The following is a 22377-nucleotide window of genomic DNA, read 5'->3' as shown; positions in this document are numbered from 1 at the left end:
CCATTTAATACACTAATAACAAAATAGTTAACACTATATATGTTAAAATTTAAATTCTAAAAAAAATTACATTCTATAAGAAGATTAGAAAAAAATAGATAATATTGCAGTACATTTTTTTTATATGAAAAACATTTTACTTGTATTTATTGGTGGTGGCTTTGGAAGCGTAATGCGCTATTTATTAGGTAAGTTTTTAAATAATTCAGAAAACGGTATTCCATATGGTACCTTTGCTGCAAACATTTTAGGAAGTTTATTAATTGGTATTATTTTAGGTATTGCATTAAAAAACAACACATTAACACAAAACCATACATTACTATTAGCTACAGGTTTTTGTGGAGGTTTTACCACCTTTTCTACTTTTGCCTACGAAAATCATGTATTTTTAAAAGCCGGCGATTTTACAAGTTTTGCTATTTATACCATTAGTAGTTTTGTAATGGGCTTTTTAGCGGTATTTGGCGGCATGTATTTAGCAAAAAGTTTTTAATGCTTTTTATAAGCTTTTACTCCTGCCGTTATACTAATATTTATAGCATTTTCTAATGGCACTATTGGGCAAGAATATTTTGGATCGTACGCACAATAAGGATTATAACTTTTATTAAAATCTATTACTATAGAGTCTCCTTCTGGAATTCGTAAGTCTATATAACGACCTCCTCCATAAGTTGTTTCGCCGTTAGTATTATCTATATAAGGCAGAAATAAATAATCTTCAAAACCTTCTTCTTGCATTAATTCTTGACCTTGGTAAACATTAAGCTTATATTCTTTATTATTTATTTGAAAGCTTAAAATACCATAAACTCGCTCTTTAGATATACGGCTAGTAGAAGTTTCCATATTAAACCACTTAGAGTCTGGTGTTCTTTTTAAATGAGCTTTAACAACAAAAGTTGAGTCGAATTCAAAAAAATCTAAAGCCTTAAATGTTTTTCTATCTTTTGAGGTTAAAGGCGATTTTGAAGCATCTTTAAATTTAGAATTTTGCTCTCTTTGGTAGGCTGTATCGCCTAAAATAGGTTCCTTGTTTTGTCCACAACTTAACACCGAAACACAAAGTAATACTAAACAAAAAATATATTTCATTCTATTTTATTTACATCAAAAATACAACTTTAAAAAAAAATGTTTAGCTTTGATGTATTAAAAGATAAATAAGAATGAATTTAGTCATTAAATTATATAAGCAATATACCACTTGTACATTTACGAGGCGGGCTTCTTATATTTTATAATGATGTAGATATCAATTAATATAATATTAAAAGTCCAACTTCGTAGTTGGACTTTTATATTTTAAGCCTATTACGAATTAAACTTTTATAAATGATGTAACAGAAAAAAACCAACCAAACCATGAAAAAACTATTTAATAACTACTTAAACACCTTTAAAGGCCTCTCTCAAGAAGTATGGTGGCTAGCATTAATAACTTTTATTAATCGAGCTGGCACAATGGTAATTCCATTTTTATCAATTTATTTAACAGAAGATTTAAACCTTTCTTTAGAAAAAGTAGGCTGGATAATGACTTGTTTTGGTCTAGGCTCTGTAATTGGAACTTGGTTAGGTGGAAAATTAACAGATGTTATAGGTTTCTACAAGGTTATGGTTTGCAGCCTATTCTTAACTGGTATCCTTTTTATTGCCGTGCAATATTTAAAAACATTCGAAACACTATGCATTGGCATCTTTTTATTAATGATAGTTGCCGATACTTTTAGACCTGCAATGTTTGTTGCAATGAGCACCTATAGTAAACCAGAAAACAAAACAAGAAGTGTAACATTAATACGTTTAGCTATAAATTTAGGTTTCTCAGCAGGTCCTGCATTAGGCGGGTTAATTATTACAACTTTAGACTATTCTGGGCTATTTTGGACAGATGGTATAACGTGTATTATTGCTACAATAGTTTTATTTAATGTATTAAACCCAAAGAAAGCAAAGGTTCAAGATAAGCTAGAAGTAGAAAATCCAAAATCTGTATATTCAAATAAACCATTTATAATATTCTTTTTTGCAATGTTAATTTTTGCAGTAGTATTCTTTCAATACTTCTCTGCAATGCCATTATATTATAAAGATGTTCATTTTTTAAACAAAATTGAAATAGGCTTACTATTAGGTGCTAATGGTTTTTTTATATTTTTATTTGAAATGCCATTAATTAGCTGGCTTGAAAAAAGCGGTTACAACAAAATAACATTAATTTTATTTGGAGCATTATTAACAGGTTTAAGCTTTTTTGTATTAAACCTTACCACCTGGTCTGGAATATTAATAATAGGAATGTTATTAATGACTGTAGGAGAAATGATAGCATTTCCATTCTCTAATGCGTATGCAATGGAGCAAGCTAAAAATGGAAACCAAGGCGAATATATGGCAATGTATATTATGTCTTTTTCAATTGCTAGCGTATTTGGTTTTAACGCAGGATTACAAATAGTATCTGGTATAGGTTTTAATAATACATGGTTAATAATGACAGCGCTTTCTAGTATTTGTATTTTACTTTTATTTGTTTTAAAATTATATATGAAGAAAAAAACTAATAATAATGAACTTAAACCAAGTCACAATAGTCACTGAAAACACAAGACAACTAGTTTCATTTTATAAAAAATTAGGTTTAAAATTAATTGTAGATGCTTTGCCTCGCTATGCTAGATTAGAATGTCCAGACGGTGAGGCAACATTATCTATATGTTTTACAGATGATATTTTATTAAAAAACAATACAACACTTTATTTTGAAAACGATGAGCTTGACTCTGTTGTTAACAAACTTCAAGATAAAGGTATTACATTTAGTCAATTACCAAAAAATGAGTCTTGGTTATGGCGCGAAGCCAAACTCCAAGACCCAGATGGTAATAATATTATACTCTTTAAAGCTGGTGAAAATCGAAAAAATCCACCTTGGCGAATTAATTAACTAAAACTGAAAATTCAATATTAGAAGCATTAAATACGGTATGTGTTTGGTTTTTAAAATCGCTCTCTTTTGCTTTGTAAATATTTGGCACAAAAGTTTGTGGATTTAAATCTATAAGCGGAAACCAAGTACTTTGAACCTGAATTTGTAATTTGTGTCCTGCTTTTATTGTATGAAAAACATCTTGTAATTTAATAGTTACATCTGTTGTTTTATTAGGCTCAAATGGTTCTGGTTTTTCAAAACTATTTCTAAAACGACCACGCATAACTTCGCTCCTTACCATCATGTGGTAGTTACTAAGTTTTAAGTGATCTTGCATACCTGCTTCTTGCTCTTCAATATCTCCAGGATGTACGTCTACAACTTTAACAATCCAATCTGCATCTGTACCTGTTGTTGCTACTTTTAAATTTGCTAAAATATCTCCTGCTAAGGTTAAATCTTTCTTTAGTGGTTCGGTTTCAAAAACCAATACATCTGGGCGCCTTGCAGCAAAACGTTGGTCGTCTGTCATGTATTTTCTTGGTGTAAATACGGTTTTAATATCTTCAGAATATGGCACTGGTCTTTTTAAATCACTAATAAAAACCTCTTTAGTATTTCCTTTTTTTGTTGTTGCTAATTCTTGATTAGCGTTTAAATACATTTTTTGTTTTGTAACATTTGCTGGTGGCCAAGCATTAAAACTACTCCAATCCTTTTTTCCTGAATCAAAAACATAAGCTTCTGGCAAGCCAGAGTTTTTATCTCCACTTCCTTTTAAAAAATGATTAAAAAACTTTGTTTCTACTTGTTTTTGGTAATTAAGAGATATCGAGTCTCCAAAGAAATAATTACCTACATAGTTTTTTTCATCACTTTTAGACCAACGACCATGATCCCAAGGTCCAAAAACAATAGTATTATAAGCTTCAGGATTATTTTTCTCGATAGCTTTGTAGGTTTCCAATGGCCCGTATAAATCTTCGGCATCAAAAAAACCACCAACAATCATAGTTGCTACTGTAGGTTTTGAGTGTTTTAAATTTTGAATAAGTCCTTTTGGTTTCCAAACACTATCATAGTTTGGGTGTTCTATAATTTCTTTCCAAAACACATCATCAATTCTATCTGTTTTAGCTACCGATTTATCATCTAAAGTTTCATATTGAAAATAGCTATTTAAATTGCTAAGTGGTCCTGCATCTAAGAAAAATTGATATTGATCTTGCGTTGGTAAATCTGGCAATTTATACCATGCAGAATCTGTTGGTTTATTTTTTGTGGTTCCAAATAATGAAACTGCTCTAAAATAACTTAATAAAAAAGCACCGTTGTGGTGAAAATCGTCAAAAAAGAAATCGCCAATACACGCTTGTGGTGACGCTGCCTTAAGCGCTGGATGCGCATCTATAGTTGAGTATGTTGCATAAAAACCTGGATAGCTAATTCCCCAAGTACCAACACGACCATTATTATTTTCAACGTTTTTTACAAGCCAATCTATAGTATCATAAGTGTCTGAAGATTCATCAATATCGTTATTATCTTTTTTATTGGGAATATAAGCTCGCATATTATCGTAAACACCTTCACTCATCCAACGCCCACGAACATCTTGATAAACAATAATGTTTCCTTCTTTCATTAAATGTACATTTGGACCAATTTTTTCCTTAAATTTATTTTCACCATATGGTTGACTGCTATATGGTGTTCTCATCATTATTATTGGATACACTTTACTTGTATCTTTCGGAGAATAAATTGTTGTATGCAGTTTTATGCCATCACGCATGGCAATATCAACCTCTTTTTTGGTATAATTATCTTGTACATAAGTATCTACTTCTTGAGTCGTTGCTATTGTTGTTGTTGTTGTTGTTAAATCTTTTTTACAAGAAGTAAATAGAAATAAAAGTGCAGTAACGATTTTAAAAAAATGTTTCATTAAAGTAATTGATTGTTTAGATTGAATAAATTTACAAAAACAATTCATCTATATAATTAATTAAAAAATATAGTTTATTTTTTTAAGATTTTAATAAGAAAATAGGTAGTTAAATTATTGTAGAATAATGCCTAAACTTAATTACAGAAAAAAGACTTTAAAGCTTTGTTGTTTCTAACAAGCGACTATCGATATCTAAATCTGATATTTTAATAATCTTTAATTTATCAATATCCTTATGTTTTGGGTTTACCAAAATATTATTGGCTATCGGTAATATAGCACAAGGAACTTTTAATGCTAATTTTTTATTTTCTTTTAAAAAAGTTGTTCCAAAATTAACTGTACTACTTTTAGGAGGATTATCTCTCCAATCTTTACCTAAGTCTTTTAACTTTAAACTTTTATTAACCATCGTATCTGGAATTTCTACTTCCATATAACCAAAATCGTTTGATAAATATTTAAAATCAAGATGTACTAAAACCTCTAAAAGGCTTGTAGATAGACTATCTGAAAAATAGAGCATAGCCATACCTTTTTTATTCCAACGACCACCGTAAAGCCTTGAGCCTTCTCCAGATAAATCTTCTAAATATTGTTTTTTAGCTATTCTAAAACCACGCATAATTAAGAATAAACACCAAACTCTATACGACCTAAAACATCTAAAATTAATGCAGTACCAAAACTAGTATCCAGCAAACTAATAGGCTTATTATAATTTAAAACTCGAATATCGCTATGTAACCAAGAGGTAAAATTATCTAGCGTTCCTAACACTTCTATACCACGAGAAACGACTTGGGCTATTTCTAAAATTTGTTCTGTACTATATACATTTAATAAATCGTTATCGTTTTTACGTTGTATAGTACGATGCGAAACATGTATTAAATCGCTCATGTACTCCATAGAGATACCTAAAAGTTTACTAAGCGTTAAAACCGCAGACTTTGGCAAGCCTTTTCTAGTAATTTGAATAAGATCGAAATCACTGTTTATATCTTGAGAAATATTTGCGCTACCGCCTAAAACACTAATAATTCTATGATATTTATTGTCTAAGCCATAAAAGGTTTCTGGCTCATTTGCTAAGTTTTGGATACTTGTTTCTTGTTTATACGGCTTCATAATAACGACATTTGACACAAATATAAACATTTTTGTCGTGTTTATGAAATTTTATAATAAGTTTTTTAATTACAAATTTTGCAGTCTTCTTTCTCTTGTATTTCTCCTACCAATACGCCATTATCATTTTCTACAAAACCGCAACAATCTTTAAAGCCTTGAGCAACCATTTTTCTAGCACGCTGAATTTGAGATTTCACAGCAGGTAAAGTAAGATTTAACTGCTTTGCTATATCCAATTGCTTTACACCTTTTATATCTGAAAGAAACAGAGGTTCGCTGTATTTTTTTGGTAAACTTTTTAAAATACCATACAAACATTCCTTTTCTGTATGAGTAGTTTCTTTTATTTGTGTTTCTATTTCGAAATTTGCTATTTCAAATGTTTTGTTACTTGTTTTAAAATAGTCTAAAACCGAATATCTAGCAATGGAGAACAACCAAGATTTTAATTTAGAAACATCTTGTAAAGTACTCAATTTAGTATGAACTTTTATAAATACATCCTGCAATATATCATCTGCAACAGCATCATTTTTAACTTTACTAAAAATAAAACGTTTTAAATCACTAGAATATATTTGCCAAACTTCTTTTGTTGTCATAACCATAATATTAAGTCGGTTTTATATAAAGTAAATTACATAAAACCAACTTTTAATTAACAATTGCAATTAGTACAAGTACAATTCTCGCATGTACAAGATTTGCAGTTTCCATCTTTACAACCTTCGCAATTACAGTTACATTCTATATTTTTCATAATTATTATAATTTAGTGTTCATATAATAGACTAAAAAATATTAAAAAAGATGCAAAAAAATATAACAAATTTTAGTTAAATTCTTTTAACTGGATTGTTTTTTACTACATGAGATAAAACTATTTGCGTTTTAACCTCACCATAAACAATTAATTGGTCTATAAAAGACTCTAAATGTTTTTGATGCCTTAATACAACTTCCATTACAATATTTTCGTTTCCAGTAATTCTATAACAATTTGTAACCTCATCATATGTTTTTACCTTTTCTAGAAAAGGTTTTAACATTCCCATAAACGCTCTTAGATTAATAATAGCTTTAAATTGATAACCAACTGCTATAGAAGAAACCATTGTATTATAGCTTTCTATCACACCTGCATCTTCCATTTTTTTTATACGTTCTGAAACAGCGGGAGACGATATGCCCACTTGCCTACCAATTTCGGCATTAGATTGTCTTGCTTGCTTTTGCAAACAATTTAATATCTTCCAATTTAAATTGTCTATAGTCATATTTAAATATTTTAAACAAATATATTTAAATATTAAAGCAAATAACTGTTTTTTCTTTAATATCTAAATACAACTTTTTAAACTTGTTACTAAATTTGATAAAAATTGAAAAAGAAAAATGTATTATAATCTTCCACCACATTTACCAAAATCGCCTATATACCAAAAGGCTTTAGACATATTTGACTTATCGCAAAATATTTCTATTTATTTAAGAGACGATTTATCTTACCTAAAACATAATGGAGAAGAAGATGAAAACATTTATGTTTCTGGAGATATAGTACAACAATCTGTTTCTTTAGGCTCTGAAATTATTAAAGTGGAGCTAGAACATTGTAAAGAAAAAAAACACAAACAACTTTATAGCTTAAAAAGGTTAACAAATAGACTTTACCGCAATTGTATTAAACTTGAAAAATGTAATAGTAATGGAAAAGACTACCTTCCAATATTAAGAAAAGAATTAAAAGTTTTTAAAAAGCTTCAAAACCATTGGGCTTTAACTTTATAACAATTTAACCAACCACCATTATTAAAAAAGCACTTAATTTAAATAAATTAAGTGCTTTTTTCTTATAGTAACTAATTAAACAGTTCTCTAAAATCCTAAAACAAGTTTGGGATAAGTAATTTGCACCATTTTTTAGAAAAAGAAAAATGGACGCTATACTTACATATTTCTACGATACTGACCTCCTACTTCAAACAACGCTGAAGTAATTTCACCTAAACTACACACTTTACAAACATCCATTAAAGCTTCAAAAATATTCTCGTTATTAATGGCTTTGTGCTGTAAATCTTTAAGCATTGCCTTAGTATCATTGGCTTTATGTAAATTCTCTAAAGTTTTTATTTGAAATTGTTTTTCTTCTTCTGTTGCTCTAATAACTTCCGCAGGAATTACTGTTGGAGAACCTTTAGAACTTAAAAATGTGTTTACTCCAACAATTGGGAATTTCCCGTTATGTTTTAAGGTTTCGTAGTACAAACTTTCTTCTTGTATTTTACTACGTTGGTACATCGTTTCCATAGCTCCTAAAACGCCACCACGTTCTGTAATTCTATCAAATTCTTGTAATACTGCTTCTTCAACTAAATCGGTTAATTCTTCAATAATAAAAGAACCTTGAATTGGATTTTCATTTTTATTTAATCCTAATTCTTTATTGATAATTAATTGAATTGCCATTGCACGTCTCACCGATTCTTCCGTTGGTGTTGTAATAGCTTCGTCATACGCATTAGTATGCAACGAGTTACAGTTATCATAAATAGCATATAAAGCTTGAAGCGTTGTACGAATATCATTAAAATCAATTTCTTGCGCATGTAAGCTTCGTCCAGACGTTTGAATATGGTATTTCAACATTTGTGCTCTTGCATTTGCACCGTATTTATGCTTCATGGCTTTTGCCCAAATTTTACGTGCCACACGACCTATTACAGCATATTCTGGATCGATACCATTTGAGAAAAAGAAGGATAAGTTTGGTCCGAATTTATTGATATCCATACCACGACTTAAATAATATTCTACATAAGTAAACCCATTAGATAACGTCAAGGCTAATTGTGTAATTGGGTTTGCTCCTGCTTCGGCAATATGATATCCAGAAATAGAAACCGAATAAAAGTTACGTACATTATTCTCGATAAAATATTCTTGTACGTCTCCCATTAATCGCAGTGCGAATTCTGTAGAGAAAATACACGTGTTTTGTGCTTGATCTTCTTTTAAAATATCTGCTTGTACTGTTCCTCTTACTTGAGCAATAGTATTCTTTTTAATTTCGGCATACACATCTGCTGGTAATACTTGATCTCCTGTAACACCAAGAAGCATTAAACCTAAACCATTATTTCCTTCTGGTAATTCACCATTATATTTAGGACGTTCTTTATCTTTATAAAGCTTCGCAATTTTTGCTTCTACTTCTTTTTCAAGACCGTTTTCTTTAATGTATAATTCACATTGTTGGTCTATGGCAGCATTCATAAAGAAACCTAACAACATTGGTGCCGGTCCATTAATGGTCATACTTACCGATGTCATAACATTAGCTAAATCGAAACCAGAATATAGTTTTTTAGCATCGTCTAAACAGCAAATTGAAACTCCTGCGTTACCAATTTTCCCGTAGATATCAGGACGTAAATCTGGATCGTTTCCATATAAAGTTACACTATCAAAAGCTGTAGATAAACGTTTTGCTGGTAAACCTGCGCTTACGTAATGAAAACGTCTGTTAGTACGTTCTGGTCCACCTTCGCCAGCAAACATACGTGCAGGATCTTCTCCTGTTCGTTTAAACGGATATAGTCCTGAAGTATACGGGAATTCGCCTGGCACATTTTCTTGTAACGACCAACGTAATAAATCTCCCCAAGCTTGGTATTTTGGTAAAGCTACACGTGGAATTTGTAAGTGAGATAATGACTCAGAATGTGTTTCAATTTTAATCTCTTTATCTCTTACTTTAAAACTATAAATCGGGTTTTTATATTTATTTACCTTTTCGTCCCAACCAGTTATAACTTCCCAGTTGTAAGGATCTAAGTTTAATTTTACACGGTCGAATTCTGCAATAAGTAATTTTACAAAATCCTTATTCTCTTCTTTTACTTCGTAAGAATCTGTAGCTATTCCTGCTTTATCAAGTTCTGGCGTTACTTCTAAAACAGATTCTATAGTTTTATAAATACCATATAATTTTTGTGCAACTTCAACTTGCGTTTTAGCTGTTTTATCGTAAGCTCGGTTATTTTCGGCAATTTCAGATAAATAACGTGTTCTACTTGGAGGAATTACAAAAATCTTTTCGCTCATTTCATCAGAAATATGGAACGTAGATTTCAAATCTGAATCTGCTTTTTCAACCAACTTATCCATGATGGCTTTATAAAGCGTATTCATTCCTGGATCGTTAAATTGCGACGCAATGGTACCGTAAACAGGTAATTGGTCTTGTGGCGTATCCCATAGATTATTATTACGCATGTATTGTTTTTTTACATCACGTAAAGCATCTAAAGAACCACGTTTATCAAATTTATTAATGGCTACTAGATCTGCAAAATCCAGCATGTCTATTTTTTCTAATTGTGTAGCAGCACCAAATTCTGGTGTCATGACGTAAAGAGAAACATCTGAATGTTCAATAATTTCGGTATCAGACTGTCCAATACCTGAAGTTTCTAAGATAATTAAATCGTATTCTGCAGCTTTTAAAACCTCAACCGCTTCATTTACATATTTTGATAATGCTAAGTTAGATTGACGTGTAGCCAAACTACGCATATAAACTCTTGGCGAGTTGATAGCATTCATACGAATTCTATCTCCTAAAAGTGCTCCACCAGTTTTTCGTTTAGATGGATCTACAGATACTAAACCAATAGTTTTTTCTGGAAAATCGATTAAAAAACGACGCACTAACTCGTCTACTAAACTAGACTTTCCTGCTCCTCCAGTTCCTGTAATTCCTAAAACTGGTGTTTTAGAATTTTTATTTTTTATATGAATTTTATCTAAAGTATCTTTTGCAACTTCTGGGAAATTTTCGGCAGAAGAAATTACTCTAGCAATAGCTTTAGGGTTTTTAGTTGCAAGTATATCTATTTCATTATTTAAAGTATCACCAATTGCAAAGTCTGATTGCTCTACTAAATCGTTAATCATACCTTGTAATCCCATAGCGCGACCATCATCTGGAGAATAGATTCTGGCAATACCATAATCCATTAATTCCTCAATTTCTGATGGTAAAATAACGCCGCCGCCGCCGCCAAATATTTTAATATGTCCTGCTCCTCTTTCTTTTAAAAGATCGTACATATACTTAAAATACTCATTATGCCCACCTTGGTAAGACGTTAAGCAAATAGCATTTGCATCTTCTTGAATGGCTGTGTTTACAACCTCATCAACGCTTCTATCGTGCCCTAAATGTATTACTTCTACTCCTGTAGATTGAATTATACGACGCATGATGTTTATTGACGCATCGTGCCCGTCAAACAACGCTGCAGCTGTTACTATTCTAACTTTATATTTTGGATTGTAAGGTGCTTTTTGTTCCATTACTAATTTTAAGTGTGATTAAGGCTTGCAATTTACGGAATATTCAAAAAAATAGCTGCAAAAATCATAATTATCTAATACCATTTTTACATATAAATGCATTGATTTTTTTACAGTACCTTAGTCATACTATTAAGAATCAACACAATGAATAGAATTACACTACAAATACATTGCAAAGACCAAACAGGTATTATAGCCTCTGTAACTAATTTTATTGCAAATAATAATGGAAATATTGTTTACATAGACCAACATGTAGATAGAGAACAAGATATTTTTTGTATGCGATTAGAAAGTGAGTTTAAGGCTTTTTCTATGGAAAGTTTTAAATCTAACTTTACTAGTGTATTAGTAGAAAAATTTAAAATGAAATGGAGAATTTACGATGTAGAAGAAAAACCCAAAATGGCATTGTTTGTTTCTAAATACGACCATTGCTTGTATGATTTATTGGGAAGATATAATTCTGGAGAATTGTTTGTAGAAATTCCATTTATAATTAGCAACCATAATAACTTAAAACCTATTGCTGAAAGTTTTAATATACCATTTTATCATATTCCTGTAACAAAAGACACAAAAGCTGAAGCAGAAGCACAACAACTTAAACTATGCAAAGAACATAATATAAATTTTATTGTTTTAGCACGCTATATGCAAATTGTAACCAATACATTAATTAATGAATACCCAAATAAAATAATAAATATTCATCATTCGTTTTTACCTGCTTTTATAGGAGCAAAACCATATCATTCTGCATTTAAACGCGGTGTTAAAATTATTGGAGCAACTAGCCATTATGTTACTACAGACTTAGATGCTGGACCAATTATTGCGCAAGATGTAGCAAGCGTTTCGCATACGTATTCTATAGAAGACTTAATTGCTAAAGGTCGAGATCTTGAAAAAATAGTTTTAGCAACTGCAATAAAGCACCATATAAACCGTAAAGTCATGGTGTTTAACAATAAAACAATTATTTTCTCTTAATCTCAAACAATAAGGATATTGCCAAAAAAAATTTCTACTAAAAAAAATAAAATTTTTGCGCAATTTTTATAAAAGAAACGCGTCTAAATATTAAGTATATTTACACACAAAATTATAACCCATGAAAAAAATCTTTACTTTTATTATTCTTTTAAACTTGACTGCATGTGCAGAATTACAAAACGTAGTAAGCCAACTCCCACAAAGTACTGGTGAAATCTCTCAATTAGATATTGGCAATGGTTTACGCCAAGCTTTAGACATGGGCATAGACAAGCAAGTAAGTAAATTAACTTTAGAAGATGGTTTTTTTAAAAATGAATTAGTAAAAATATTATTACCTGAAGAATTACAAAAAGTTGACAAAGCCCTTAGAGACATAGGTTTAAGTAGCTTAGCAGACGAAGGATTAAAAGTATTAAACCGTGCAGCAGAAGATGCTGTAGGAGAGGCTACACCAATATTTGTTGATGCTGTAAAAGGTATTACTTTTAATGATGCAAAAAATATTTTACTTGGTGATAATGATGCAGCAACACAATATTTAAGTACTAAAACAGAAAGTGCTTTATATGCTAAATTTAATCCTGTTATAAAAAATAGTTTTTCTAAAGTTGGTGCAGATCAAATTTGGTCTAACTTAATAAATAAATATAATGCCATTCCTTTTACAAATAATGTAAATCCAGATTTAACAGATTATGTTACAAATGAAGCTTTAAAAGGAGTTTATAAAATGATAGCTGTTGAAGAATTAGAAATTAGACAAAAAGTATCTTCAAGAACAACAACTTTACTACAAAAAGTATTTGCTTTACAAGATTAATTAACGGTTACATAATATTATATTAACCTAAAAAAACTAATTAGTAAATACCTTTGCCGCTCAAGTTATTTACACCATATTTACTTGAGTTAGTTAGTTTAATTATAAATAAAACCAATCTTAACATCTCCATAAGATTGGTTTTTTTGCTTTAAAATAGAAATATTTAACACACAACACTCTTATTATCAATATTTTGACGTATATTTATTTTGTAATTTTTCTTTAAACGATGAGCCGCAAAAATATATTAAAATCTCACCAGCACAAATTAAATAGGCGTTACAAGCAATTAGTAGAGCAAGCTTATAATTTAAGACAAACTGATCATGCTCTTAGCGATGATGCAGATTTTAAAGCTATGAAGCTTTTAAACAAACTAAATCAGCTTAAATTTTTATCTCGAGAAAATTCACAAAATTCATTATAAAAAACTTACTTTTTAAACGTCTAAATACTTGATTTTACTCGTATATAAATTAAAACAAGCTATGAGTAACCATTTTTGCAAAGTAGGAAATATAAGACCTAATTTAAAAAAGTCTTTAAACTTAAATATTAAAAAAAATATAACGAAACAATTTTTGGAAGTAGAACGTAGTAAAAGACCTCCTAAAGGTTTTGACGTAGCGTCTTAAAATAATTAAAAGATTTAATTAGTCTAGAACCATACCACGAGAACATTTCGCCATCTACAAGTACGGTTTTTATATTATTTTTTTCTATTTCTAGAGCATGCTCTCTTTTAAAGGGATAAGGCTCGCTAGATAGCAGAGCTATTATTTGCTTGTTTTGAGTTGCTATTTCCTTTATATCTATTTCTGGATAACGCTCTAACTCTTTATAGACATTTTCAAACTTATTTAACTCTAATAAATAATTTATAAATGTTTTACTTGCAGCTACCATCCATGGTTTTCGCCAAATAAAATATATTACTTTTATAACTGGCTTATCTTTTATAAAATTTTTAAAATCTTTAAGATTAAAATTAATTTTATCTATAATCTCTAAAGCATTTTCTTTTCTATCGAATATTTCACCATATTGATTAATAAGCAGTACACAATCTTTAATTGTGTAAATGTCTGAAACGTGAGTGGTACAAATATTTTTACAAGCTTCTACTATTTCTTTAGTGTTTTCTTCTTTATTACAAAGAATAATATCTGGATTTAAAGCTTTTATTTTTTCAATTTTAATATTTTTGGTTCCACCAACTATTTGTATAGTACTTTTAAAATGAGTTGGATGCACACAAAATTTAGTAATACCAACTATTGATTGCTCTAAACCTAAATCGTAAAGTAATTCTGTTTGAGATGGTACTAAACAAACTATACGCTTTGGTGTTACATTTATGGTTAAGTTTCTATTAAGTTGATCTTTTATTAAAACCATAACACATTAAAATCAGTTTGCAGAAAACTTTTACTTATTTAAAATAGTTTCCATTTCTTGTTGCAAATCTTTAGCATTTTTTGCTGCCGCTTCTGCAAAATCTGTATTATTTGAAGCATAAATAATTCCTCTTGAAGAATTTATTAATAATCCAACATTTTCACTCATTCCATATTTACATACATCTTGTAAATTTCCACCTTGTGCTCCAACACCAGGAACCAATAAAAAACTATTTGGAATAATTTTTCTAATCTCTGTAAAATATTCTGCTTTTGTTGCACCAACAACGTACATTAGATTCTCTGAATTTGTATATGTTTTAGAGGTTTCTAAAACTTGTTTATATAACTCTTTTCCTTCTACTTGTTTTGTTTGGAAATCGAAAGCACCTTGGTTAGAAGTTAATGCCAACAAAATGGTATGCTTGTTTTTAAATGCTAAAAATGGCTCGACAGAATCTTTACCCATATAAGGAGCAATAGTTATACTATCGAACTCTAAATCTTCAAAAAAAGCTTTAGCATACATAGTACTTGTATTACCTATATCTCCTCTTTTAGCATCGGCTATTGTAAAAATTTCCGGATGGTTTTTGTTTATATATTTTATAGTCTTTTCTAAAGCTTGCCAACCTTTAATTCCATATGCTTCGTAAAAAGCTATATTAGGTTTATAAGCGACACATAAATGATGTGTTGCATCAATAATAGCCTTATTAAATTCGAAAATTGGATCTTCTAATTTTAATAAATGTTGTGGTATTTTATTTAAATCTACATCTAAACCTATACATAGGAAAGAATTCTTTTTTTTTATTTGAATGATTAGTTCTTTTGTAGTCATTTACTCTTAGTATAATTCCTGCTTATAAAGCGTTTATTTTTCTATATTAATTATATAAAAAAAGCCTCGAATTAAGAGGCTTGTAATTTACATAATATCGCTATTGGCTTTTAATTTTTCTGTATTATCTGCCAACATTAACTCATCTATAATTTTTTGAATATCTCCATTTACAATATTTTGTAAATCGTAAAGTGTTAGTCCAATTCTATGGTCTGTTACACGACCTTGAGAATAATTATACGTTCTAATTTTTGCACTTCGATCTCCAGATGTTACCATTGTTCCTCTTAAAGCTGCGTCTTCTTCCATTTTCTTAGCTAACTCTAAGTCGTATAAACGAGAACGTAATACTTTAAAGGCCTTTTCTTTATTTTTGTGTTGCGATTTTTGGTCTTGACACTGCGCCACTAATCCTGTTGGAATATGCGTTAAACGAACTGCAGAATACGTTGTGTTTACAGATTGTCCTCCAGGCCCTGAAGAACAGAAGTAATCTATACGTACCTCTTTTGGGTCTATTTCCACATCAAATTCTTCGGCTTCTGGAAAAACCATAACGGTTGCGGCACTAGTATGTACACGACCTTGAGTTTCGGTTTGTGGTACACGTTGTACACGGTGTACACCAGCCTCGAACTTTAGTGTTCCATAAACATCTTCTCCAGAGACTTCAAATTGTATTTCTTTAAATCCTCCATTTGTACCTTCGCTATAATCTACAGTATCTACTTTCCAACCTTTAGATTCGCAATATTTAGAATACATTCTAAACAAATCTCCAGCAAAAATACTTGCTTCATCTCCTCCTGTACCAGCTCTTAATTCTACAACAGCGTTTTTAGCATCTTGTGGATCTTTAGGTATTAAAAGTACTTTTATTTCTTCTTCTAATAAAGGTATCGCTTCTTTTGCTTCGTCGTATTGCATTTTAGCCATGTCTACCATTTCTTGGTCACTGCCGTCTGCAATTATTTCTTCAGCTTCAGCTAAATTATTTGTGTACTCTATGTATTGTTCGCGTTTATTCATTAACAAACGTAAACTCTTATATTCTCTAGTTAGCTCAACATACGTTTTTTGATCTGCTATGATGTCTGGCTGAATGATTAAATCGCTAACCTCATCAAAACGTTGTTTTACTATTTGTAGTTTATCTAACATCTATATTTATAAAATTATGAAACAAAAATACAATAATTAATCAATTTGTTATAGTTTATAATTGTGGTTTCGATTTTTGAAAAATAATAGTAAAAAATTTGCGTTGTAATTTATATGTTAAACCAATTTCGCGCTATACTATTTTATTATAAGCATCTTGCCGCATGGTCTTTTATAGTTACATTATTATTAACTATTTATAGTCCAGGAATAATTAGTGCTTTGTTAACTAAATTATTTTTAATTGGCTTGTTTTATTTTATGATTAGCGATAGAAATATTAGAAAAAAACTAAAGTTTTATAAAATGGCAGGTGTCTCTAATTTAAGATTAGTTGCTATTCTTTACTTTATAGATTGTTTTATAACGTGTAGTTTTTTAATTTTAATTGAAGGCTTTATTTAAAACTCCATAGTAACACCAACACCTAATAGTTGTTTCCATTGTACTCTAGCTCCACGTTCTAAAAATTCATCTTCATTGATGGTTTCTTCTGCTATTTTAATATCATTATCATATTTTAAATGCGAACCTAGCGTAGCTTTTACATAGCTATTTACTTTAAAATCGAAAACTATTTCCCAATCTACATCAACGTTACCAAAGCTATTTAAATAATCTGTATAAAAACTTAGCTGGTTTCTAATATAAATATTCTCAAGCAATTCTGTTTCATAGGCATTAGTTACTAGAATACCCATTTCTGTTCTGGCATTTTCTCCTTTTTCTATTCTATTTCCTAACTCATCGTAAACAGCTGGTTCGACACCAAAAGATCCTGCGTCTGCAAGTTTTTGGTCTAAAACATATGTTCCTTTAAAGGTTAATGGCGAAAAATAAAAAGATAGTTTTTCAAGGTTTTTACCATATTCTACTCCGCCTCCAATAAATAAGTAACCAGGTGACATAAAGCGTGAAATTGGATTATCTCTATTAGGATACGTATAACCGTTAGAATATTGTGTTTTAAAATTAAGTCGTCCAGAATAATACCAATTAGTTAAAGTATCTTTTCTGTAACCTATACTTGATATTAATTCTAATTCGTCTTCTGTTTTCCTTAATTTTTGATTTTCTTGCTTATTAATTCCGTAACGTGTTCTCACACTACTTTTCCATATAAGATTGTCTTTTTTATAACGTAAGCTAGACACCAAATTAAAGAGTGCCGAGACAGAGTTACTTCCTCCTGCATTCCAGTTTACAAATGTAACCTCATTAACATCTAAACCTGCTTGGTTTTTTTGAACCCATTTTACAGTGTCTAAAACTTTAACAATACTATCTTGAGCTTTTACAAGTTGAAATGAAAATACAACAACAAATAATAAACAATATCTCATGAAATTTAATTTTAAAGGCCGTTTTTTAATTAGTAGTTAAACGTTCCAAACTCACTTTCTATTGTAAGCTTTTTATCTTTTGAAGTTTCTACTCTACCAATAATTTGTGCGTTTACATTAAAAGATTTTGAAATTGAGATTATTTCTTCTGCTATTTCTGGTGTTACATATAATTCCATTCTATGCCCACAATTAAAAACTTGGTACATTTCTTTCCAATCTGTTTTTGATTGTTCTTGTATTAATTTAAAAAGTGGTGGAATTGGAAATAAATTATCTTTTACAATATGTAAATTATCTATAAAATGAAGAATTTTAGTTTGTGCTCCTCCTGAGCAATGTACCATTCCATGTATAGTTTCAGAATTAAATTTTGATAAAATTTCTTTTATTATTGGCGCATATGTTCTTGTTGGAGACAATACAAGTTTACCTGCATCTATTGGACTGTTTTCTACAGCGTCTGTTAATTTTATTTGACCCGAATAAACTAAATCTTCTGGCACAGCCGCATCAAAACTTTCTGGATATTTTTTAGCTAAATAATTATTAAAAACATCGTGCCTAGCAGAAGTTAAACCATTACTTCCCATGCCTCCATTATATTCTTTTTCGTAAGTAGCTTGACCAAAACTCTCGAGTCCTACTATTACATCTCCTGCCTTTATATTTGCATTATCAATAACATCGCTACGTTTCATTCTTGCAGTAACCGTAGAATCTACAATAATAGTTCTTACTAAATCTCCAACATCTGCAGTTTCTCCTCCTGTTGAATGTATGGTAACTCCAAAACTTTTTAAGTCTTCTATAAGTTCTTCGGTTCCATTAATTATTGCTGAAAGTACTTCGCCTGTTATAAGATTTTTATTTCTACCAATGGTTGAAGATAACATAATATTATCTGTTGCACCAACACACAGTAAATCGTCTATATTCATTATTAAAGCATCTTGAGCGATACCTTTCCATACCGAAACATCTCCTGTTTCTTTCCAATACATATAAGCTAAGGCACTTTTTGTTCCGGCTCCATCTGCATGCATTATTAAACAGTAATCCTCGTCGTTGGTTAAATAATCTGGAACAATTTTACAAAATGCTTTAGGAAACAGGCCTTTATCTATGTTTTTAATGGCATTATGCACATCTTCTTTAGATGCTGAAACTCCTCTTTGACTATATCTTTTGCTTATTTCCGAACTCATAATTGTGTATTAAAACACAAAGATAGTTTTATTAGTAGTTATATCAAATGAAGTTGAAAATAACCTGTAATAATGAGTCGGATTTTTTTTATGGTATAAAAAAAGCACGTAAAAATTTTACGTGCTTTTAATTTAATTTCTTTTATACAACTAGTTCCAATCTGGCATTGAAGCAGCTGTAAATAATTCTTTTTCTGAAGTAGCTTGACCAAATTGATAACTTCTAACTCCCGGAGTTGCTCCAATATTATTATTTACTCTTGTAAAAATAAAAGCACCTTCTGTTGCAGAAAACTTTACATCTAAATCGTTTTGACCAGGTAAAGCTTCTGTAATAACTTGAACATTTGTTCCTGAACTTATATTGTATATAAATATTCTACTTTGAAATTGTCTATAATTATCATCTTCATAACCAGATAAATCTCTAGTATATATTACTTGATTTCCATTTGCAGAAATATCAATTCCTCCTAAAGCACCACTAAATCCTTCTGCAATAACAGCCTCTTCTGTTTGACTTGATAATCTAACTGTAAAAATTCTTGCATTGTAACCATCTGCTGTATTTGTTTTTAGTAAAACTAAATCAGCATCCGAATCGACACTTTCTACTTCTGAAATAAAAGAACCGTCTGTAGTTTGAAAAATAGACACAACGCCACTTCCATCTGGATTTATTGAATACAACTTATCAAAATTAGGATAATATAATTTACTTCCATTTTGAGCCCAACAAAAATCTACATGATCTAGTCTAAAACCTGTTACTGGTACCGTATTAGTTATTTGAGATTTATTAGATCCATCTGTATTCATTGTAAAAATATGAGCATTACCACCAACAGTTCTTAAATATGCAATTTTATCTGTTGTTACATTAGATCTCGGTCTAAAACTATTATTACTTTCGTTTGTTAGTTTTAATACATCTACATCAACCTCTCCATTTCCTGTAGTACTATCGTCTTGATTACCTGAGTAAATTACGCTATTTCCATTTTCTTCTTTTACAAATAGAAAAGGATTATTTGGAGAAGTAATTGTGCTAAATTGACTAATTGATGATGTAACCTCATCGTTAACACCGTCACTTACTCTAACTTGCCAGAAGTAGGTTGTTGACAATTGTAAATTACTAGCTAAATAAAATGTATCTTGATCTGTTTCAAAAAGTTCTATTTCGTTTGTATTACCATTTCTTAACTCTAAGGTGTACGATAATTCATCATTTGTATCTGGATCTGAAGATTCCCAAGTAAATTGTACTTCTAATGGAATTTCTGTAGCTAAGTCTTCTGGAAATACAAGATTAGGTACAGATGGAGCTTGATTATTAGCATCTGATGTTAAAAGCTCAAAAGAAACAATTACTGCAGATTCTTCAATAACAGTTACAGACTCAAATGCTGTAACAAAACCATCAAGTTCTGCTTGAACAGCATAAGTTCCTATTGGTGCATTTTCAATAACAAAATTACCTTCTGTATCTGTAAAAACAGTACTTGTTGGAGAATTTGTTGATATTTTCACATTCTCTAAAGGAGCGTTTGTACCTTCTGCAACAACTTTACCGTTTATGGACCCAATGCGCACTCCATCAATTTGTTCTTCAGTACAAGTAGTTAATAGCGTTACAGATATAATAAAAACTAATATATTTTTAAGCGTTCTCATATTTTTAAATTTTAGGTTAGTTCTCATCTTCTTCTGCTGGTTTATTTTCAATTTGACTATCCGTATTTTCTAATCTTTTTTCTATATTTTCTCTTCTAATTTTTTTAAGCTCTTTATTTCTTTCACGCTTTTCGGCTCTTTCTATATCCTTTTTAGTATTGTAATTACCTATATATAAATTAACGCCAAGACCTACACGTATATACATATCGTCTCGTTTTCCTCTAATTAAACCATCTAAATTATCGCTAAGTACAAAGTTATTTTCTACAAATGCTGTTACTCCTAATCTATCTGTTGCTAAATACTCTAAGCCTAAACCTGCTTGAAGTTTAGGATTAATATTATTAAAATCGCTTGAAATATTTGTACCTCCACCCACATAGATATATGGTGACAATTTATCGAAAGGCAAAATATTATATTCGGCATTAGCATCTACAGAAACAAAACTTTTATCAAATATATCTTCGTTGGAAAGATTGAAAATATTAGCGTTAAGATTTAAGTTGAAATTTGAATTTAGGTAGCGCTTATAGCCTAGTCTTGCATTTAAGTTAAATTCTGGATTAATATAATCGCCATTAATTCTTGTTAATCCTAAAGAACCATGGACAACATTATCTGTTCTTCTTTTAAAAGAAAATCTATTAAAAAGCTCTGTAGAGTTTGCTTCTTCAACTTCGGCGTTAAAATCTGCAACAAGTTTTTTATCTACATCTATACCTGCTTTTGTAGACCAATAACCATCTTTAATACCTTCTAATATTAAATCATGCACTGCCTTTTCTATAGCATCTTTTACAGCTAACTGTACTGGCTCGTTTTGTGTAAAACCTGTTTCTGCCTCTAATAGTCTTTGAAATTTTACAAATCGAAATAAACTAACATCTACGGCTTGTGATAAAATAGTTTTAGAAACATAAATAGTTTTTAAAATTTCTCCATTTTTAGTTGAAATTGCCCTAAGGTAAACTGTAATTCTATCTTGGCGGTATTGTGCAGAGCCACCAAGACCAAAATATCTTGCTCCAGCACCACCAGTTACAATATTAGTATCGTAAGATATAATACCTCCTTCTAGCATTAAACCTGCATAAAGCAATGGCTCTATTGGAGGTTCATTAGGGTTAAGACCTTTTATATATTCTTGTTTAGTAGAACGAATAATATTTCGCTCTGTAGATAAATTATTAAAATTTTCTCTTTCTAGCGGTATAAAGTAGCCTGAATCTCCTAACGCTTTTATTAAAATTGTAGTTGCACCTTGTGTTATTGCAGTACTAAAAGTACTTCCGTTTTCTACTGCTTTGTATTGACCTGTTTGATCACTAAAATTATATACCGCTACTTCTAAAGGATTTTTTGGAGGCGGAAGATCTAAAAGTTTTTTTGTTGATTTAGAAAACTCTCCAATTCTTGCAGATTCTTGAGAAAACGGTTGATTAAAATAAGTTGCACAAGAACTTGAAAATAAGCATATAGCCATTACAGCTATTATTTTTTTTAAATTATTCATAAGAGGTAAA

At 30.1% G+C, this 22377-nt stretch carries 21 protein-coding genes; 7 read left to right on the top strand and 14 right to left on the bottom strand.

From position 1 onward, the window contains the following. The first annotated feature begins 124 nt into the window (after positions 1–124). Positions 125–496, top strand: coding sequence for a fluoride efflux transporter CrcB (crcB, locus tag BWR22_RS04840; RefSeq protein WP_076732293.1), 372 nt, complete (start codon positions 125–127; stop codon positions 494–496). On the opposite strand, the gene BWR22_RS04835 is transcribed toward crcB, so the two are convergent. Continuing rightward, the gene (locus tag BWR22_RS04835; protein WP_076732292.1) at positions 493–1098 is read right to left on the bottom strand and encodes a DUF1684 domain-containing protein; all 606 of its coding nucleotides are present in this window, start codon (positions 1096–1098) and stop codon (positions 493–495) included. The genes crcB and BWR22_RS04835 overlap by 4 nt on opposite strands. 270 nt (positions 1099–1368) lie before the next feature. On the opposite strand from BWR22_RS04835, the gene BWR22_RS04830 reads away from it, so the two are divergent. Beyond that, a complete protein-coding gene (locus BWR22_RS04830; RefSeq protein ID WP_076732291.1) occupies positions 1369–2607 on the top strand; it encodes an MDR family MFS transporter in 1239 nt (412 codons plus the stop codon). Further along, positions 2576–2953, top strand: a complete 378-nt coding sequence (locus BWR22_RS04825) for a VOC family protein (protein ID WP_076732290.1) — start codon at positions 2576–2578, stop codon at positions 2951–2953. Before BWR22_RS04830 ends, BWR22_RS04825 begins: the two co-directional genes overlap by 32 nt. Here BWR22_RS04825 and BWR22_RS04820 read toward each other — a convergent pair. The 5 genes from BWR22_RS04820 to BWR22_RS04800 form a co-directional block, all read right to left on the bottom strand. Beyond that, positions 2946–4886: a CocE/NonD family hydrolase gene (locus tag BWR22_RS04820; protein WP_076732289.1), complete on the bottom strand. Its 1941-nt coding sequence runs from the start codon at positions 4884–4886 to the stop codon at positions 2946–2948. The genes BWR22_RS04825 and BWR22_RS04820 overlap by 8 nt on opposite strands. Before the next feature lie 157 nt (positions 4887–5043). After that, entirely contained in the window at positions 5044–5514 is a 471-nt protein-coding gene (locus tag BWR22_RS04815) for an RES family NAD+ phosphorylase (protein WP_076732288.1), read from the bottom strand. A 2-nt stretch (positions 5515–5516) separates the two neighbouring features. After that, positions 5517–6020: a type II RES/Xre toxin-antitoxin system antitoxin gene (parS, locus tag BWR22_RS04810; protein ID WP_076732287.1), complete on the bottom strand. Its 504-nt coding sequence runs from the start codon at positions 6018–6020 to the stop codon at positions 5517–5519. A 65-nt stretch (positions 6021–6085) separates the two neighbouring features. Continuing rightward, positions 6086–6625, bottom strand: coding sequence for a sigma-70 family RNA polymerase sigma factor (locus BWR22_RS04805; RefSeq protein ID WP_076734362.1), 540 nt, complete (start codon positions 6623–6625; stop codon positions 6086–6088). Positions 6626–6859: 234 nt separating this feature from the next. Then, positions 6860–7300 carry an Lrp/AsnC family transcriptional regulator gene (locus BWR22_RS04800; protein ID WP_076732286.1) on the bottom strand — a complete coding sequence of 147 codons (441 nt, stop codon included), beginning with the start codon at positions 7298–7300 and terminating at the stop codon, positions 6860–6862. A gap of 118 nt (positions 7301–7418) precedes the next feature. Here BWR22_RS04800 and BWR22_RS04795 point away from each other — a divergent pair, with 118 nt between their 5' ends. Beyond that, positions 7419–7814, top strand: coding sequence for a hypothetical protein (locus BWR22_RS04795; RefSeq protein WP_076732285.1), 396 nt, complete (start codon positions 7419–7421; stop codon positions 7812–7814). Positions 7815–7973: 159 nt separating this feature from the next. Here BWR22_RS04795 and BWR22_RS04790 read toward each other — a convergent pair whose 3' ends face one another. Then, the gene (locus BWR22_RS04790) at positions 7974–11387 is read right to left on the bottom strand and encodes a methylmalonyl-CoA mutase family protein (protein WP_076732284.1); all 3414 of its coding nucleotides are present in this window, start codon (positions 11385–11387) and stop codon (positions 7974–7976) included. 147 nt (positions 11388–11534) lie between these two features. Here BWR22_RS04790 and purU point away from each other — a divergent pair, with 147 nt between their 5' ends. The 3 genes from purU to BWR22_RS04775 all read left to right on the top strand — a co-directional run bounded on the left by purU (position 11535) and on the right by BWR22_RS04775 (position 13639). Continuing rightward, entirely contained in the window at positions 11535–12383 is an 849-nt protein-coding gene (purU, locus tag BWR22_RS04785) for a formyltetrahydrofolate deformylase (RefSeq protein ID WP_076732283.1), read from the top strand. 121 nt (positions 12384–12504) lie between these two features. Further along, positions 12505–13209 carry a DUF4197 domain-containing protein gene (locus BWR22_RS04780; RefSeq protein WP_076732282.1) on the top strand — a complete coding sequence of 235 codons (705 nt, stop codon included), beginning with the start codon at positions 12505–12507 and terminating at the stop codon, positions 13207–13209. 232 nt (positions 13210–13441) lie between these two features. After that, positions 13442–13639, top strand: coding sequence for a Lacal_2735 family protein (locus BWR22_RS04775; protein ID WP_076732281.1), 198 nt, complete (start codon positions 13442–13444; stop codon positions 13637–13639). A gap of 182 nt (positions 13640–13821) precedes the next feature. On the opposite strand, the gene BWR22_RS04770 is transcribed toward BWR22_RS04775, so the two are convergent. From BWR22_RS04770 to BWR22_RS04735, 7 genes are all read right to left on the bottom strand, one after another. After that, positions 13822–14610, bottom strand: coding sequence for an ABC transporter substrate-binding protein (locus tag BWR22_RS04770; protein WP_076732280.1), 789 nt, complete (start codon positions 14608–14610; stop codon positions 13822–13824). Between the two features lie 30 nt (positions 14611–14640). Continuing rightward, complete coding sequence (pyrF, locus tag BWR22_RS04765; protein ID WP_076732279.1) at positions 14641–15456, bottom strand: orotidine-5'-phosphate decarboxylase; 816 nt, start codon at positions 15454–15456, stop codon at positions 14641–14643. An 87-nt stretch (positions 15457–15543) separates the two neighbouring features. Then, entirely contained in the window at positions 15544–16620 is a 1077-nt protein-coding gene (gene prfA, locus BWR22_RS04760) for a peptide chain release factor 1 (RefSeq protein ID WP_076732278.1), read from the bottom strand. A gap of 401 nt (positions 16621–17021) precedes the next feature. Next, a complete protein-coding gene (locus tag BWR22_RS04750) occupies positions 17022–17963 on the bottom strand; it encodes a DUF3078 domain-containing protein (protein ID WP_076732276.1) in 942 nt (313 codons plus the stop codon). Between the two features lie 29 nt (positions 17964–17992). Beyond that, the gene (locus BWR22_RS04745; protein WP_076732275.1) at positions 17993–19171 is read right to left on the bottom strand and encodes an AIR synthase related protein; all 1179 of its coding nucleotides are present in this window, start codon (positions 19169–19171) and stop codon (positions 17993–17995) included. Between the two features lie 150 nt (positions 19172–19321). Further along, positions 19322–20848, bottom strand: a complete 1527-nt coding sequence (locus tag BWR22_RS04740; RefSeq protein ID WP_076734361.1) for a carboxypeptidase regulatory-like domain-containing protein — start codon at positions 20846–20848, stop codon at positions 19322–19324. Between the two features lie 16 nt (positions 20849–20864). After that, entirely contained in the window at positions 20865–22367 is a 1503-nt protein-coding gene (locus BWR22_RS04735) for a CsgG/HfaB family protein (protein WP_076732274.1), read from the bottom strand. Positions 22368–22377: the final 10 nt, after the last annotated feature.

Source organism: Lacinutrix venerupis (assembly GCF_001971745.1).
Taxonomy (GTDB): domain Bacteria; phylum Bacteroidota; class Bacteroidia; order Flavobacteriales; family Flavobacteriaceae; genus Lacinutrix; species Lacinutrix venerupis.
The sequence above is the reverse complement of the archived record's forward strand: the minus strand, read 5'-3'. Positions and strand labels throughout refer to the sequence as shown.

Bases quoted from the DNA above. Each gene is read 5' to 3' on its own strand.
- crcB (WP_076732293.1), top strand. From the start codon at position 125: ATGAAAAACATTTTACTTGTATTTATTGGTGGTGGCTTTGGAAGCGTA.
- BWR22_RS04835 (WP_076732292.1), bottom strand. From the start codon at position 1,098: ATGAAATATATTTTTTGTTTAGTATTACTTTGTGTTTCGGTGTTAAGT.
- BWR22_RS04830 (WP_076732291.1), top strand. From the start codon at position 1,369: ATGAAAAAACTATTTAATAACTACTTAAACACCTTTAAAGGCCTCTCT.
- BWR22_RS04825 (WP_076732290.1), top strand. From the start codon at position 2,576: ATGAACTTAAACCAAGTCACAATAGTCACTGAAAACACAAGACAACTA.
- BWR22_RS04820 (WP_076732289.1), bottom strand. From the start codon at position 4,886: ATGAAACATTTTTTTAAAATCGTTACTGCACTTTTATTTCTATTTACT.
- BWR22_RS04815 (WP_076732288.1), bottom strand. From the start codon at position 5,514: ATGCGTGGTTTTAGAATAGCTAAAAAACAATATTTAGAAGATTTATCT.
- parS (WP_076732287.1), bottom strand. From the start codon at position 6,020: ATGAAGCCGTATAAACAAGAAACAAGTATCCAAAACTTAGCAAATGAG.
- BWR22_RS04805 (WP_076734362.1), bottom strand. From the start codon at position 6,625: ATGACAACAAAAGAAGTTTGGCAAATATATTCTAGTGATTTAAAACGT.
- BWR22_RS04800 (WP_076732286.1), bottom strand. From the start codon at position 7,300: ATGACTATAGACAATTTAAATTGGAAGATATTAAATTGTTTGCAAAAG.
- BWR22_RS04795 (WP_076732285.1), top strand. From the start codon at position 7,419: ATGTATTATAATCTTCCACCACATTTACCAAAATCGCCTATATACCAA.
- BWR22_RS04790 (WP_076732284.1), bottom strand. From the start codon at position 11,387: ATGGAACAAAAAGCACCTTACAATCCAAAATATAAAGTTAGAATAGTA.
- purU (WP_076732283.1), top strand. From the start codon at position 11,535: ATGAATAGAATTACACTACAAATACATTGCAAAGACCAAACAGGTATT.
- BWR22_RS04780 (WP_076732282.1), top strand. From the start codon at position 12,505: ATGAAAAAAATCTTTACTTTTATTATTCTTTTAAACTTGACTGCATGT.
- BWR22_RS04775 (WP_076732281.1), top strand. From the start codon at position 13,442: ATGAGCCGCAAAAATATATTAAAATCTCACCAGCACAAATTAAATAGG.
- BWR22_RS04770 (WP_076732280.1), bottom strand. From the start codon at position 14,610: ATGGTTTTAATAAAAGATCAACTTAATAGAAACTTAACCATAAATGTA.
- pyrF (WP_076732279.1), bottom strand. From the start codon at position 15,456: ATGACTACAAAAGAACTAATCATTCAAATAAAAAAAAAGAATTCTTTC.
- prfA (WP_076732278.1), bottom strand. From the start codon at position 16,620: ATGTTAGATAAACTACAAATAGTAAAACAACGTTTTGATGAGGTTAGC.
- BWR22_RS04750 (WP_076732276.1), bottom strand. From the start codon at position 17,963: ATGAGATATTGTTTATTATTTGTTGTTGTATTTTCATTTCAACTTGTA.
- BWR22_RS04745 (WP_076732275.1), bottom strand. From the start codon at position 19,171: ATGAGTTCGGAAATAAGCAAAAGATATAGTCAAAGAGGAGTTTCAGCA.
- BWR22_RS04740 (WP_076734361.1), bottom strand. From the start codon at position 20,848: ATGAGAACGCTTAAAAATATATTAGTTTTTATTATATCTGTAACGCTA.
- BWR22_RS04735 (WP_076732274.1), bottom strand. From the start codon at position 22,367: ATGAATAATTTAAAAAAAATAATAGCTGTAATGGCTATATGCTTATTT.